Origin of the sequence: Rhizobium zaerense, assembly GCF_051810725.1 — a bacterium.
GTDB lineage: Bacteria > Pseudomonadota > Alphaproteobacteria > Rhizobiales > Rhizobiaceae > Rhizobium > Rhizobium leguminosarum_I.
The window spans coordinates 87,725-102,953 of the sequence record NZ_JBPWQY020000003.1 but is presented as its reverse complement, the minus strand read 5'-3'; the positions used below and the strand labels follow the sequence as shown (position 1 = coordinate 102,953).

The 15,229-nt window shown below is 61.4% G+C and carries 12 protein-coding genes and 1 pseudogene; 7 read left to right on the top strand and 6 right to left on the bottom strand.

Annotated features, from left to right (window positions below):
• Positions 1 to 25: 25 nt before the first annotated feature.
• The 4 genes from ACS4RR_RS26880 to ACS4RR_RS26865 all read left to right on the top strand — a co-directional run bounded on the left by ACS4RR_RS26880 (position 26) and on the right by ACS4RR_RS26865 (position 4,874).
• Positions 26 to 877 (top strand): DeoR/GlpR family DNA-binding transcription regulator, encoded by an 852-nt coding sequence (locus ACS4RR_RS26880; protein ID WP_260112145.1) that lies wholly within the window; start codon positions 26 to 28, stop codon positions 875 to 877.
• 67 nt (positions 878 to 944) lie between these two features.
• Positions 945 to 1,745, top strand: a complete 801-nt coding sequence (locus tag ACS4RR_RS26875; RefSeq protein WP_222385011.1) for a BtpA/SgcQ family protein — start codon at positions 945 to 947, stop codon at positions 1,743 to 1,745.
• Positions 1,746 to 1,760: 15 nt separating this feature from the next.
• Complete coding sequence (locus tag ACS4RR_RS26870; RefSeq protein ID WP_260299788.1) at positions 1,761 to 3,242, top strand: FGGY-family carbohydrate kinase; 1,482 nt, start codon at positions 1,761 to 1,763, stop codon at positions 3,240 to 3,242.
• A 72-nt stretch (positions 3,243 to 3,314) separates the two neighbouring features.
• Complete coding sequence (locus ACS4RR_RS26865) at positions 3,315 to 4,874, top strand: gamma-glutamyltransferase family protein (RefSeq protein ID WP_456190437.1); 1,560 nt, start codon at positions 3,315 to 3,317, stop codon at positions 4,872 to 4,874.
• A gap of 91 nt (positions 4,875 to 4,965) precedes the next feature.
• On the opposite strand, the gene ACS4RR_RS26860 is transcribed toward ACS4RR_RS26865, so the two are convergent.
• Positions 4,966 to 6,927, bottom strand: coding sequence for an elongation factor G (locus ACS4RR_RS26860; protein WP_456190436.1), 1,962 nt, complete (start codon positions 6,925 to 6,927; stop codon positions 4,966 to 4,968).
• A 160-nt stretch (positions 6,928 to 7,087) separates the two neighbouring features.
• Here ACS4RR_RS26860 and ACS4RR_RS26855 point away from each other — a divergent pair, with 160 nt between their 5' ends.
• Both ACS4RR_RS26855 and ACS4RR_RS26850 read left to right on the top strand, forming a co-directional pair.
• On the top strand, positions 7,088 to 8,155 hold the full coding sequence (locus ACS4RR_RS26855; RefSeq protein WP_260112142.1) for a cyclic nucleotide-gated ion channel: 1,068 nt from the start codon (positions 7,088 to 7,090) through the stop codon (positions 8,153 to 8,155).
• Positions 8,156 to 8,832: 677 nt separating this feature from the next.
• Positions 8,833 to 9,357, top strand: coding sequence for a hypothetical protein (locus ACS4RR_RS26850; protein WP_222385006.1), 525 nt, complete (start codon positions 8,833 to 8,835; stop codon positions 9,355 to 9,357).
• A gap of 253 nt (positions 9,358 to 9,610) precedes the next feature.
• Here the strand turns inward: ACS4RR_RS26850 and ACS4RR_RS26845 are convergent, their stop codons facing one another.
• On the bottom strand, positions 9,611 to 9,736 hold the full coding sequence (locus ACS4RR_RS26845) for a hypothetical protein (protein ID WP_260112141.1): 126 nt from the start codon (positions 9,734 to 9,736) through the stop codon (positions 9,611 to 9,613).
• 16 nt (positions 9,737 to 9,752) lie between these two features.
• On the opposite strand from ACS4RR_RS26845, the pseudogene ACS4RR_RS26840 reads away from it, so the two are divergent.
• A pseudogene (locus ACS4RR_RS26840) lies at positions 9,753 to 9,992 on the top strand (IS66 family transposase); the annotation flags it as partial.
• A 342-nt stretch (positions 9,993 to 10,334) separates the two neighbouring features.
• Here ACS4RR_RS26840 and lpdA read toward each other — a convergent pair.
• Genes lpdA through ACS4RR_RS26820 form a run of 4 tightly spaced genes read right to left on the bottom strand, consistent with a single transcriptional unit; the run spans position 10,335 to position 15,218 of the window.
• Positions 10,335 to 11,732: a dihydrolipoyl dehydrogenase gene (gene lpdA / locus ACS4RR_RS26835; RefSeq protein ID WP_260112139.1), complete on the bottom strand. Its 1,398-nt coding sequence runs from the start codon at positions 11,730 to 11,732 to the stop codon at positions 10,335 to 10,337.
• A gap of 5 nt (positions 11,733 to 11,737) precedes the next feature.
• The gene (locus tag ACS4RR_RS26830) at positions 11,738 to 12,967 is read right to left on the bottom strand and encodes a dihydrolipoamide acetyltransferase family protein (protein ID WP_260112138.1); all 1,230 of its coding nucleotides are present in this window, start codon (positions 12,965 to 12,967) and stop codon (positions 11,738 to 11,740) included.
• 3 nt (positions 12,968 to 12,970) lie between these two features.
• A complete protein-coding gene (locus ACS4RR_RS26825) occupies positions 12,971 to 13,984 on the bottom strand; it encodes an alpha-ketoacid dehydrogenase subunit beta (RefSeq protein WP_260112137.1) in 1,014 nt (337 codons plus the stop codon).
• Between the two features lies 1 nt (position 13,985).
• Positions 13,986 to 15,218: a 3-methyl-2-oxobutanoate dehydrogenase (2-methylpropanoyl-transferring) subunit alpha gene (locus ACS4RR_RS26820; protein ID WP_260112136.1), complete on the bottom strand. Its 1,233-nt coding sequence runs from the start codon at positions 15,216 to 15,218 to the stop codon at positions 13,986 to 13,988.
• Positions 15,219 to 15,229 lie beyond the last annotated feature (11 nt).

Here is a 15,229-nt window from a genome sequence, read left to right as displayed (position 1 = left end):
ACGGCGGGAGGATGAGAACGATATCATGGACGCGGAACAGCAGATGGTCGCCGCAGCGGAAAAACCGAAGGTTCTGGCCCAGGTGCGGCATGCGCGCATCCTGGAGACACTGGCCCGCAAAGGCGCGGTCTCGGTCAGCGATGTCGCCTCCCAGCTTGCCGTTTCCGAAATGACCGTCCGCCGCGACCTGATCGAACTCGAAAAGGACGGCAGGCTAGTGCGCACCCATGGCGGCGCGGTGCGCAGCGGCAAGGCCTTCGAGCCAATCGCCAGCGAAACGGTCGATCGCGAGGAGCCGACCTTCGAATCCCGGCTGACGCGCAATGCCGCCGCGAAGCGGACGATCGCGATGGCGGCGGCAGGCGTTGCTGCCGGCGCGCGAACCCTGGCGCTCGACGTTGGCACCACCACCTATCTGCTGTCCGGCCTGCTGCTCAACCAGCCGCATACGAAGATCTTCACCAACAGCGTACGCAATGCCATGCAGCTCGGCACTGGCTTCGGCGAAGTCTATCTACCCGGCGGGCGCATGCGCGGCGAGGAAATGGCGATCAGCAGCCAGTCCGCCGTTTCGCAATTCGAGGAACTCTGGTTCGATATCGCCTTCGTCGGCGTGTCCGGGATTACGGCGCAGGGAATCTACGACTATTCCTTCGAAGACACCGACATGAAACGGGTTTATCTGCACCGCGCGACGCAGACGGTGGTGCTTTGCGATTCCACCAAGTTCAAGCGTATGTCGCTGGTGCACATCGCGCCGCTGCAGCAATTCGACATGCTGATCACCGATGCCATGCCGCCGGCCGATCTTGCCGATGCGCTCGCCGCCGCTGGCGTCGAGGTGCGCATCGCGCCCGAGGAGCAGCCGCTGCTTTGATTTGCCTTTCCCGCATCCGTCCCCCAGCGGGTGCCCGTCCACTCGATTCCGCTTCAGGAGTTCTCACATGGTCTTCGATTTTTTCGGCGTCAAGAAGAAGGCGGTCATCGCCATGGCGCATATCGGAGCCCTGCCCGGCTCGCCCGCCTATGACGCCGCCGGCGGTGTGAACAAGCTCGTCGACGACGTGCTTTCCGACATCGACAAGCTGCAGGCGGGTGGTGTCGACGCCATCATGTTCGGCAACGAGAATGACCGGCCTTACGTCTTCCAGGCGCCGCCGGAAGGGCTGGCGGCGATGACCGCGATCGTCGAGCGGGTGAAACCGCAACTGACCGTGCCGTTCGGCGTCAACTATCTCTGGGATCCCTCGGCAAGCGTTGCGATCGGTGCGGTGACGGGCGCGAGCTTCGTTCGCGAGATCTTCACCGGCGTCTTTGCATCAGACATGGGCATCTGGCAGCCGGATTGCGCCAAGGCGGCACGGCTGCGACACAGCCTCGGCCGCGACGACATGAAGATGCTCTTCAACATCAACGCGGAATTTGCCCATTCGCTGGACCAGCGACCGATTGAACTCAGGGCGAAGAGTGCCGTGTTCTCATCGCTTGCCGATGCCATCCTGGTGTCGGGACCACTGACCGGACAGGCCGTCGATCAATCGGACCTCAGGCGCGTTTGCGAGACGGTCAAGGATGTCCCTGTCTTTGCCAATACCGGCGTCAACAAGGACAATGTGCGCGACATATTGAGCGTTGCCAGCGGCGTCATCATCGGCACGCATTTCAAGGTGGACGGCAATACCTGGAACCCGGTCGACGGCGACCGGGTCAAGCGCTTCATGGAGATCGTCGATGCGCTGCGCTAGGTGAAGGGACCCGCCATGTCCATCACGCTCGGCCTCGATATCGGCACCACCTCCACCATCGGCATCTTGATCGAGCTGCCGAACCGCGTGCTCGGCCTCACCTCACGACCGTCAACGCTTCATTCGCCGCAGCATGGCTGGGCCGAGGAAGACCCGGCGGAATGGTGGTCGAATGTCTGCGAGATCACTAGGGAACTTCTTGCAACGACCGGGATCGAGGCCGGGAAAACCTCGGCTGTCGGCGTGACCGGCATGCTGCCGGCGGTCGTGCTGCTTGATGACGCCGGCTACGTGCTGAGGCCGAGCATCCAGCAGAGCGACGGGCGCTGCGGTGAGCAGGTCGAGGAACTTAGGGCCGAATGGAATGAAGCGGATTTTCTCGCCAAGGCGGGAAACGGCATCAACCAGCAACTGGTGACGGCGAAGCTGCGCTGGATCGCCCGGCATGAGCCTATTGTTTTCGAGCGCATTGCCACCGTCATGGGGTCCTATGATTTCATCAACTGGAAACTGACCGGCGAAAAGGCGATCGAACAGAATTGGGCGCTGGAAGCGGGTTTCGTCGATATAAACACCGGCAAGCTCGACGACGAACTGATCGGGCTTGCCAGAGTCCGGCGGGACGCCATTCCCAGGAAGGCCGCTTCGCATGAGGTGCTTGGCCATCTGACCGACGAGGCGGCGAAGGCCACGGGGCTCGCACCCGGAACGCCTGTTATCGGCGGGGCGGCCGACATGATCGCCTCGGCCTTCGGCGCGGGGATCAACAAGGCGGGCGACGTGTTGCTGAAATTCGGGGGCGCGGTCGATATCCTGACGGCGACGGACGTCGTGCGGCCCGACCCGCGCATGTTCCTCGATTATCACCTGGTTCCGGGGCTTTACATGCCGAACGGCTGCATGTCGACCGGCGGCTCGGGGCTCAACTGGTTCATCAGCACCTTCGCCGGGCGCGAGCAAATCGCGGCCAAGGCGGAGGGAATATCCGTGTACCGCTATCTCGATCGGCTGGCGGCGGCATGCGCGCCCGGCGCGGACGGGCTGACGATCCTGCCTTACTTCCTCGGCGAGAAGACGCCGATCCATGATGCCGGTGCGCGCGGCCTGATTGACGGGTTGACGCTGTCGCATCATATAGGCCATCTCTGGCGGGCGATGCTGGAAGCCTACGCCTATGCGCTGCGCCATCATATCGACGTGCTGAACGACATCGGCCATCCGACAACGCGTTTCATCGTTTCCGACGGGGGATCGCAGAGCCGGATCTGGATGCAGATCGTTTCCGACGTGCTGCAGCAGCCACTGCAGGGTCTGACCGGCCATCCCGGCTCCTGCCTCGGTGTCGCCTGGGTCGCGGCGATCGGTGCGGGGTTGACCGAGGATTGGTCCGGTGTGACGGCCTTTGTCGGCCAGGGTGAAAGGATCCTCCCCGATCCCGACAATGCAGCGGTTTATGATCGGGGTTATCGGACCTATCGTGGGCTTTACAGGCCATAGACCCAGCGAGATTTGAGCGTGACGACACCGGCAGAACGGGATTCCACGAGACAGGCAGTCGGGCGTGGCGGCATGATAACAAGCCCGCATGCGCTGGCGAGCGAGGCGGGTGCGGCGATCCTGCAAGCCGGCGGCAATGCGCTGGAAGCTGCGATCGCCATCGGCAGCACCATTGCCGTCGTCTACCCGCATTTCTGCGGGCTTGGCGGCGATTCCGTCTGGATCGTTGCCGATCGCAGCGGGCGGAAAACATGTTTTCTCGGCATCGGCCAGGCGGCGCGGGAACTGCCGGATTTCGACGGCAGCATTCCGCTGCGCGGACCGCTTTCGGCGCTGACCTCGGCCTGCGCCGTCGATGCGTGGCGGCACGCGCATGACTATTCCGCGCGGCACTGGGGCGGAAAGATCGATTTCCCCATGTTGCTTGCCGATGCGATCCGTCATGCCGAAGCGGGATTTCCTGTTACGCGCTCGCAGAGTTTCTGGCTTGGCTTCCGGCAGGCGGAGGCAGCCGGCTGGCCGAATTTTTGCGCACTTTTCATGCCGGATGGCGCGGCGCCCGAAACTGGCAGCCTGTTCCGGCAGGAGAATTTGGCGCTGTCGCTTTCGCTGATTGCCCGTGACGGCCCGCGTTCATTCTACGAGGGCGAACTCGGCACGAGGATTGCGGCGGGCCTGCAGGCCGCGGGCTCTCCGCTGACCAGCGACGATCTTAAGGCAACCCGAACGCGCGAAATGGCACCCGTCAGTCTCTCGTATCGCGATTTCGAGCTGCTTGCGCCGCCGCCGCCGACACAGGGTCTGTCGACACTGGCGATCATGGGCATTCTCGCCCATTTCGATCTTGCCGCGCATACGGCCGGCAGCGCCGATCATCTCCATTTCTGCGTCGAAGCCGTCAAACGCGCCTTCCTCGACCGCAGCGGCATTGCCGATCCCGATGTCGTGCCGCAGCTGGTGGAGGAATGGCTGAGCGCGCAGCATCTTGCGCAGGCGGCAGCCTCCATTGATCCGGCACGCGCGCTCGAATGGCCGGCGCCCTTTCACAGCGGCGACACCGTGTTCTTTGCCGCAACCGACGCAGAGGGCGGCAGCGCCAGCGTCTTGCAAAGCACCTATTTCGACTGGGGCAGCGGCATCGTGGTCGGCGATACGGGTATTCTCTGGCAGAACCGCGGGGCCGCCTTTTCGTCCGATCCTAAGCATGTCAATGGCATCGCACCCGGCAAACGGCCTTTCTATACTCTGAATCCCGGCCTCGGCCTGCGCAACGGCAAGCCCGCCCTGCTCTACGGCACACAAGGCGCCGACGGCCAGCCGCAGACGCTGGCAATGCTGCTAACCCGGCTGATCGACTTCGATGAGGAACCGGCAGCCGCGCTGGCGGGTCCGCGCTTTCTTCTCGGCAGGACCTTTTCCGACAGCCGTGACAGCCTGAAGCTGGAAAGCGATGCCGGCGAAGCGGTGTTTGCCGAACTGGCCGCACGAGGCCACGCACTGTCACCGATCGAGGCGCAGAGCCCGCTTGCAGGTCAGGCAGGTGTGATCGTTATCGACGAGGACGGCATGGCGACCGGCGCACATGATCCACGTGGCGACGGATTGGCGATCGGGATCTCTTCCCGAGCATGAGTTATGGGGTTATGCGTCCGCGAGACGCGCTCAAACGTAAGGGCGGGCGTGAGCCCGGCTCTGTGAACGAGCATGAAGTGGCGAGAACGTTTCAGTGTGCGACGCTTGGTTCCTCGTGTGCCCTCACGATGGCGTCCGCTTCCTTGCCATATAGCTCCTCGAAGTGATCGAAGGCCTTGGAAAAGTAACCAATGCCCTGCGTCGCCGAGCGCAGCGCCCGCGCCAGATCGTCGAGTGCGCCGCCCGGAATAAGTGCGCGGAAGATGTCCCATCCCTTAGCGGTTTCATCCCGGTCGAAGCCGAGAACCTGACCCTTGAGAGCGGAGACGATCTGGACGAGGCTGCCGGAATAGATCGACGGAATGTGAATTTCGCTGCGGAAGACCGGTTGCATTAAAACGGCCGACCCTTCGGAAAGCGCCTGTCGCACTCCCATTTTCGACGCAGTCCTGAAGGCGTGTTCCGAACTGTCGACGGCATGGTATTGACCATCGAACAGCGTTACGCCGACATCGATGACCTGGAAGCCGAGCGGGCCTTTCTCCATCGCTTCGCGCGCGCCTGCTTCGACGGCGGGGATGTAGTTGCGCGGAACGACGCCACCCTTGACGGTTTCGCTGAAGGTGAAGCCGCGGCCGCGCTCGTTGGGGCGAATGCTCAGCTTGACATCCGCGAATTGCCCGGCACCGCCGGTCTGTTTGCGATGCCGGTAGTGAACCTCGGACGGCTTCGCGATTGTCTCCCGGTAGATTGGGCTGGGCATTCGATCGGTGACCTCGATGTGGAAGACGTCGGACAGGGTTCGGCAGAGATCGCGCAGATGTACCGGGCCCTGGGCGCGGATGAGCTGGGCGCCCGTGCCTTCCTCCTGCAAAACGACAAGACCGCGATCCGTCTCGGAAAGTTTCGCCAGCGTTTCGGAGAGCTTGTTTTCATCGCGTTCGCTGCCTGGGACCAGGATCCTTTCAAGCATCGGCGTAGGTGGCTCGGTCCATTCGGGCGAGGCGACCGGCGCGTGTGATGTCAACAGCGACGGGACGGGCAAGTGGTCGGACTTGACTGTTGCGAAGACATCCCCCGGTGCAGGCACGATCGCCGAGCTGGACCGTCCGTTTGCGGGATCCTGCACGGCGCCGAGGCTGGAGCCGCCCAGTAATGCGCCTTGCCGCAGTCCGTCACCAAACGCACGCACCAGCACCGTCTTGCCGATATTCTGACGATGATAGGCATGGAAGCCCACAGCGGTCAGCTTGTTTTCATCGACATTGCCCGCACGAGCCAGGCGCTGTCGAAGAACCCCTACCTGCGGCGCCTCGTGGCGCAGCGCCTTCATCAGCCTCATCATGCCGTTGCCGTGACTTGCGGCACCGATCAGGATCGGAATAATTCTGTTTTCCCTGAGAACCCGCGATGAAATGGCATAGAGCGCGTCGCTGGGCGGCTCGCGGTCCTCGATCAGTTCCTCGAGAAGCCAGTCATCGAATTCGGACAAGTGTTCCAGGAGCTCGCTGCGCGCTTCGTGCTCGCGCTCGGCGGTGCTTTCGGGGATTGCGATCAGCGCCGAAATCTGGCCTTCCCGGTAGCGCCACGCCCGTTCCGAAATCAGATCGCAACTGCCAATGACCCTATCCCACTCGCGGATCGGGATCTGGCGAAGCAGAAGGGTCTGGTTGGTGTAGTCTTGAAGCGCGGCGATCACATCCCTCAGCCGCCCTCTCGGTTCGTCCATCCGGTTGACGAAGAGGATGCACGGCGTCCCCGAGGCTTCGACGATCCGCAGATAGGGCGCGGCGAGCACAGCCTCCTCGGGTGCCGATGAAACGCACAGTATGCAGGCGTCACTGGCAAGAAGCGCGTGCTGTGCATGCACCAACGCTTCGTTGGGTCCTGGCGCATCCAGCGCACACCACGCCTCGTTTCCAAAGGTGAATTCTGTGAGATTCAATCCATAAGGGGACCTGGATTTTCTCGGCGCTCCCTCCAGGGAGCCGAGCTTTTCCACCACTGTTGATTTTCCGGTCTGCGAAGGTCCAAGCACGGTAAAGCAGCGCATCGGCATTCCTCCAACTGCCATAAACACGATATTCAACCATCATAGGATGCCCTGAACCGCTGCAAGGCGCCAGACACATTGCATCAGTCCCCCGTTCCGTTGCGTATGGCCGCCCGAAGGTATCTATTGTCGACGAATGCCGGGCAGTTGGGAGTATGTAATGTCGGCAGTGCCTTTCTCAAAGATTTCAACGCCGCTCAACGCGCTGTTCGCTACAATCGGTCTCTTGGTCGTCGCCGCACTCACGACGCAGGGCCTTACTGGACAGGAAAGGCTTGTCTTTGAGCTGCTACTTGCGGCAATTTGGCTTGCCTATGTCCTCCAATTGAGCGGCACATTGCTTTCACGGCGACACCGCTTGTCGGGCGGGATCCCGGCCCTCGTGATCGATTTGCTCGCGGTTCTGGTTCCGGCTGCTGCATTCTTGTTCGTTGGGTCCCGCGATCGAAACCTCTATTGCGCCATTTGGCTTCTCAAGCCGTTGCGCGACTCGACCTTCTTCAGGCTGCTGGCAAAGGTGGTCGCGAATGAATCGCGCAATCTGCTTGGCGTGACATCGGTGTTCGGCATCGTTCTTTTTGGCGCGGCGTTGGCCGGTTATCTCATCGAGCGAGACGTCCAGCCCGATAGGTTCGGCAGCATTCCGCAGGCGATGTGGTGGGCGGTCGTAACGCTGTCGACGACCGGCTACGGTGACGAGATCCCGCAGAGCTTTGCAGGTCGAGTTCTGGCCGGATTGGTGATGATGAGCGGGATCGGTATTTTTGCACTTTGGGCCGGCATCCTCGCCACCGGCTTTTACGAAGAGGTTCGCCGCCAAGACTTCGTTCGCAACTGGCAACTGGTCGCTGCGGTACCCTTGTTTCAGAAGCTTGGTTCCGCTGCACTGATCGACATCGTTCGGGCGTTGCGACCGCGCATTGTCCCCGGAGGTGCCGTGATCTGCCGCAAGGGCGATGTTGGCGATCAGATGTTCTTCATTGTCGAGGGGCAGGTCACCGTGGCTATACCCGATCATCCAGTGGAACTCGGTGCCGGAAACTTCTTTGGCGAGATGGCGCTGATCAGTGGCGAACCTCGCTCAGCGACAGTCAGCGCAGCAACCGAGGTATCGCTGCTGTCGCTCTACGCCGTGGATTTCCAGATGTTGTCGAACAGTAGTCCGGAGATCGCGGAGACCATCCGCAAGACGGCGCTGGAGCGGCGGAGCGGGCCGCCGAAGGAATAATCCAAGCCTGATGGCTGCGGCATTGCCGCAGCCGGTGGGGGTTACGTGACCTGCCACGGGTAATTTCCTCCGGAATGGATTAGGGTCCGAGGCAGAAACGGCCAGCGCCACCATGACCACGCCGAGCATGATGCCAGCTCCAAGACCGAACGGCATCATGTCCGAAACGCCCGGCGCGATACTCGTATGTTACCGTTACATACTTGCGCTTTTACAATGCCCGGTCAGGATCGCGGTTGAAGGCAACTCCCGTGTCTCCTGGTTGGATAGGGCGGGAAGTGCTGCCGAGGGGGATTTCGATAACTCATCGAATAATACAAGAATACGGCAAATGTTGACGAAGCGAGATCTACTTCGCTCCGGCCAAGGGACGCGGCAGCCGCCCGGTATCATCGCGGCCCCGAATTAGCGTTTTGCCCCGACCCCCTGAGGTGGATGGTCGGCATCAACTTTCGGCGTTCGGGCAAGAGTACCGGTTCAAACAACGGGGTCACACTACAGACGATGGCGGACGATGTGGCGGGAATGATCCAAACTCTCAAAGTCGAACCGGCCAACATGATTGGAACGACTCGGTAACCATGGCGCACTCCCATGCGGTCAGCCTCCGCATAACGCGTCGGTGGCACGAAAAATCCACAAAACAATTCAACCCAGCACACCAGAGGAGAGTATCAATGCCAAATTTCATGAGACTCATCGCGGCAACGTCTGTAGCACTTTCGTCTGCCATGGCAGCCTACGCACAAGACCAAAGTCCCCTTCCCAAGGCTAGCGATGTGCTTGTCCGATACGGAGACGACGTCGAGGGCTGGACGGTCTATGCAAATCGAACCCGCGGAGATTGCTTGATCGTGCGCTCAGATGGCCCAAATTCGGTGCAAATGGGCGTTACCGCAAATCAGGAGGTCGGATATCTTGGCGTGTTTACGAAAGCGGATATCGGCCTTCAGAACGGGAACCAATCGCAAATCTTTGTCTCCATCGCCGGCCATCTTTATAGTGGTGTGGCCACTAGCACGAGCGGCGAACTCAAGGGGGGATATTCCGGCGGCTACATCCTGACAGACGACCCGAATTTCAAGCGCGACGTGGCGAAGCAATATGAAATGATCGTGTTTCCGGAAACCAAGGGGACCTTCGTCGTCGATCTGAAGGGGACTTACAAGGCGATGGCAATGGGCCGCAAGTGCCTCTCCTAGTGACCCACTCGCTCTGACCACTCATTTGCCTTTCATGGGGAGCATGAGGATCTGTAGGGCGGGATGGGACGGAGTATGTCGTCGTCATTGAATTTTGGCAGAGCCGGCGGGCGTGAAGAGGGCAAAACGGAAGGCAGCAAAGAGCAGTGCAAAATTGTGCGCTAAAGTCGAACGGATCGTGAACCCTCGTCACACACCTCTGAACACGCAGTAATGCTTGGAAGGTTCTATAAGGGACGCTCCATCAGGTTCATCATTTTCCGTTCATGAACATCATCGCGACGGAAACGAAGCCGTTTCGCTCATCCTCGTAGCCGGCGGCGATCATCTTCATGCGAAAGCCGATCATGTCCGCCCCTGCCTTGCCGTTGACTTCCATTTGATACAGGCTACCTCCTGCGTTTCGACGACGGTTCAAACGGATCTTCACCCTGCGCACCGGTTATGAGGCACTCGACAAGCTGCTTGAGCGGCTGTATCGAAGGAAGAACGAGTTGCTGAAGGTCCTGGAGCATCCCGGCATCCCGCTTCACACCAACGCATCGGAGAATGACCTACAAACGTTTGTCACGAAGCGGAAGATCTCTGGTGGCACAATGAGCCGCGATGGCCATGTTGCGCGCAATGTTATCCTCGACGAGACGGCATTGGAATTGAGGAGGGGCAATGTGAGCGGGTTTAGCTTTCAATATCCATCCGTTGATTGTGGTTTGGCGCCAGTGGTGTAAATTAGCGAGCAGCGTTAAGTTTTTATCACGTCGTTTCGAAGCCGGTCTGCGGATCGTTGCACGCCCATGATGAAATCGTCCCTCTGTCATATGCCCCTTCAGAGCCTGACCGAAAGAGAACTGAACGAAACCAGCCGGTCTGTCGCTTGCGGGGAACGAAGATCGCCAAGAAGTTCGACGATCATGGTGCGACGATTTCCCCGCTCAACTTCTTAGAAGATTGTCACCTCTTTCATACTGGGCTTCAACTCAGATATGCAGCGCGCTTCCCAAAGCTTTCAGCGCCGCCTCCATGACCGCTTCGCTGCGGGTCGGGTGCGCGTGGATGGTGCCGGCGATATCTTCGAGACGTGCCCCCATCTCGATCGCCAGCGCAAAAGCCGCCGAAAGCTCGGAGACCCCGGCTCCCACCGCCTGCAGGCCGAGCACGAGATTGGTATCGGCGCGGGCCACGACGCGCACGAAACCTTCTTCGGACAGCATCGTCATCGCCCGTCCGTTGGCGCTGAACGGAAACTGGCCGGTGCGAATTTCATAACCCTGCGCCTTCGCCTCTGCCGGCGACAGGCCGGCGCTGACGATCTCCGGGTCGGTGAAGCAGATGGCGGGAATGCATCGCTTGTCCCAGGCCCGCTTCTTGCCCGCGATGATTTCCGCCACCATCTCGCCTTGGGCCATGGCCCGATGGGCAAGCATCGGCTCGCCGGTCACATCGCCGATCGCATAGATGCCGCGCATCGAGGTGCGGCAACGGTCGTCGATCCTCAGATAAGGGCCGACACGATCGAGATCGAGTTCTTCGAGGCCGGATCCTGCGGTTCTTGGACGACGGCCGACAGTGACGAGGATGCGGTCGGCCGGCAGGGTCTGCTGCCGGCCATCAGCCGTTTCGACGATCAGAGCCTGGCCATTGTCGGCAAGGCCGATCGCCTTGGCACCCGTCAATACCCGGATACCGGCTTCGGTCAGCTTGCGCATGACGGGCCGCACCAGATCGGCATCGTATTGCGGCAGCACCTGTGCCGTCGCCTCGACGACCGTCACATCAGACCCCATCTTGGCAAAGGCGGTCCCGAGTTCCAGCCCGATATAACCGCCGCCGACAACGACGAGTTTTTTCGGCAGCTCCGTCAGCGACAGCGCCTCTGTCGAGGAAATGACACGGCCGCCGAAAGGCAAGTTTGCAAACTCCACCGGATCCGAACCGGTGGCGATCACCACCGTCTCGGCGCGGATGATCTGCTGGCCGGTTTCCGTCTCCACCTCCACCGTCTTGCCGTCGCGGAAATGGGCTCGGCCATGGACGATCTTGACCCGCGCCTTCTGCAGCAGCCCGGAAACACCGCTCGTCAACCGGCCGACGATCCCGTCCTTCCAGGCAATCGTCCTTATGAGATCGATCGAGGCGCCTTCGACGCGGATGCCCATCGGGTTCTTGCCGGCAAGCATCTTTTGCGTCGCTTCGAATTCCTCGGCCGCATGGATCAGCGCCTTGGAGGGAATGCAGCCGACCGTCAGGCAGGTGCCACCCGGCTTGCCGGCCTCGACGATGACGGTATCGATGCCGAGCTGTCCGGCGCGGATGGCGCAGACATAACCGCCCGGACCGGCGCCGATGACGAGGAGCTTGCAGACGATCTCTTTCATGGACCTCAGCCTTCGATAAAAATGAGCGCCGGCGTTTCGAGGAGCGTGCGGATGCGCTGCACGAAGTTTGCGGCATCCCAGCCGTCGATGATGCGATGATCGAAGCTGGAGGAGAGGTTCATCATCTTGCGCGGCACGAACTGCGTGCCGTCCCAGACCGGTCGTGTGGCGATCTTGTTGACGCCGATGATCGCCACCTCAGGATGATTGATGATGGGTGTCGAGACGATGCCGCCGAGCGCGCCCAGCGAACTGATGGTGATGGTGGAGCCGGAAAGCTCGTCGCGTGTTGCAGTACCCGAGCGCGCCGCTTCCGCCAGCCGGTTCATTTCGGCGGCGCAATCCCAGATGCCACGGGCTTCGGCATGCCGCGCCACCGGCACGGTCAGACCGGCACGCGTCTGCGTGGCGATGCCGATATGCACGGCACTATAGCGCGTTATGATGCCGGCATCGTCGTCGAAAGTGGCATTGACGTCAGGCTGCTCGGAAATGGCCTTTACCAGCGCCCGCATCAGGAAGGGCAGAACCGTCAGCTTCGGGTGGTCAGGCCTGCGATCGCCGTTCATGGTGGCGCGCAACTCTTCGAGCGCGGACATATCGACTTCCTCCACATAGGTGATGTGGGGAATACGCGAAGTGGAGAGCACCATCTTCTCGGCGATGCGGCGGCGCAGGCCGGTCAGCTTGATCTCTTCGGTCGCCGTCTTCCTGGCAAAGCCGTTCTTTGCCGTTGCAGGCGCGGTCCCTTGGCTTAGGAATTGCTCGATATCCTCGCGCAGGATGCGCCCGGCCGGTCCTGTCGCCTGCACTTGCCTGAGATCGACACCGCTTTCCCTGGCGAAGAGCCGCACCGAGGGAGCGGCAAGCGGCTTTTCCGCCGGCGCCAGCGCAGGAGTTGGCGCTGCCGGAGCAGGTTTTGCCATCTCGGCCTTGGGCGTTTCGGCAATCGGCGTCTGCGAAATCCCTACGGGCTGCACCTCGCCGACATCTCCCGCCGTCTCAATCCGCACCAGCGGAGCCTTCACCGCGATACGGTCTCCGACCTCGCCGGCAAGCCAGATGACGGTGCCATTGACGGGAGACGGAATTTCCACCGTGGCCTTATCGGTCATGACAGCGGCGATCACCATGTCCTCGCGGACGGGATCTCCCGTCTTCACATGCCACTCCACGAGCTCGGCCTCGGCGACCCCTTCCCCGACATCGGGCATCTTGATAATGAATTCGCCCACGGCTCAGGCCTCCATGACTTCGGCAAGCGCCCGCCCGACACGGCCGGGACCGGGGAAATAGTCCCACTCCTGCGCATGCGGATAGGGCGTGTCCCAGCCGGCAACGCGCACCACCGGCGCCTCGAGATGATAGAAGCAATGTTCCTGCACCAGCGCCACCACCTCGGCGCCGAAGCCGGATGTCAGGGTTGCCTCATGCACGACCACGCAGCGTCCCGTCTTCGAGACCGATTTGACGATCGTATCGAGATCGAGCGGCAGCAGGCTTCTCAAATCGATCACCTCGGCATCGATGCCCGCATCTTCGGCCGCAGCAAGCGCCACATGTACCATCGTGCCATAGGCAACGACCGTCACCGCCGATCCCGCGCGCCGCACTTCGGCCTTGCCGATCGGGATGGTGTAATAGCCATCGGGCACCTCTCCGAGGTCGTGTTTAGACCAGGGCGTCACCGGCCGCTCGTGATGGCCGTCGAAGGGGCCGTTATAGAGGCGCTTCGGCTCCAGGAACATGACCGGATCAGGATCCTCGATCGCCGCGATCAGCAAGCCTTTGGCGTCATAGGGATTGGACGGCACAATCACTTTCAGCCCGCAGACATGGGTAAAAAGCGCTTCCGGGCTCTGGCTGTGGGTCTGGCCGCCGAAGATGCCGCCACCCGTGGGCATACGCACGACGATCGGGCAGGTGAAATCGCCGTTGGAACGGTAGCGGATGCGCGCCGCCTCCTGCGTCAACTGGTCATAGGCGGGATACATGTAATCGGCAAACTGGATTTCGACACAGGGCTTCAGCCCATAAGCCGCCATGCCGATTGCCGTGCCGACGATGCCGGACTCGCTAATTGGCGTATCGAAGCAACGCGTGCTGCCATATTTTGCCTGCAGGCCCTGGGTGCAGCGGAAAACGCCACCGAAATAGCCGACATCCTCGCCGAAGACAACGACATTGTCGTCCTTCGCCATCGAGACATCCATGGCGCTGCGCACGGCCTCGATCATCGTCATCCTGGCCATGTCAGTACCCTGCCTTCTGCCGCTGGCGACGAATATGCGCCGGCATTTCGGCATAGACGCCCTCGAAAATGTCGCGCACCGAAGGCCTGCCGCCGGCATGCAGCGTCCCATGCGCCTCGGCCTGGCGCTGGGCTTCGATCACCTCATCCATGATTTCGGCTTCAGCCTGCACATGCCGCTCCTCCGACCAGGCGCCCTTGACGATCAGATGTTTCTTCAGCCGCAGCAAGGGATCGCCGAGCGGCCAGGCCTCCGATTCCGTCTTGGGCCGATAGGCGCTCGGATCGTCGGAGGTCGAATGCGCGCCGACGCGATAGGTGACATGTTCGATCAGCGTCGGGCCGAGATTGCGCCGGGCGCGTTCGGCCGCCCAGCGGGCGACGGCATGGACGGCGAGATAATCGTTCCCGTCGACCCGCAGCGCCGGAATGCCGAAGCCGAGGCCGCGGGCGGCAAAGGTGCCGGAGCCGCCGCGGGCAATTCCCTGAAAGGTGGAGATCGCCCACTGATTGTTGACGATGTTGAGGATCACAGGCGCCTTGTAGGTCGAGGCGAAGACAAGCGCCGAATGGAAGTCCGACTCCGCCGTCGACCCATCGCCGATCCAGGCAGCGGCGATGCGGCTGTCGTTCTTGATCGCCGAGGCCATTGCCCATCCGACGGCCTGCACATATTGGGTGGCGAGATTGCCCGAGATGGTGAAGAAGCCGTGTTCCTTTGAAGAATACATGATCGGCAGCTGCCGGCCGTGCAGCGGATCACTCTCGTTCGAATAGATCTGGTTCATCATCTCGACCATCGGGTAGTCGTCGGCGATCAAGAGGCCCGCCTGACGATAGGTCGGGAAATTCATATCGCCCGTCTCGAGCGCCTTGCGGAAAGCGCAACTGACGGCTTCTTCGCCGAGATGCTGCATATAGAAGGAGGTCTTGCCCTGCCGCTGCGCCATCAGCATGCGGGCGTCGAAGGCACGCAGCTTCATCATGTTGCGAAGTCCGGTCAGCAACGCCTGATCGGAGAGCGACCCGGCCCAGGGGCCGACCGCCTCGCCCTCGCGGTTCAAAACGCGGATGATGGAATAGGCGAGGTCACGAATATCTTCGGATGCGACATCGACCTCCGGCCGCGGCACCGATCCGGCCTTGGCAATCTTGACGTTGGAAAAATCGGGCTGACCGCCCGGGCGAACGGCGGGTTCGGGGACATGCAGGCTCAAACGAGCGGAATCCACCATGTTTTTTCTTT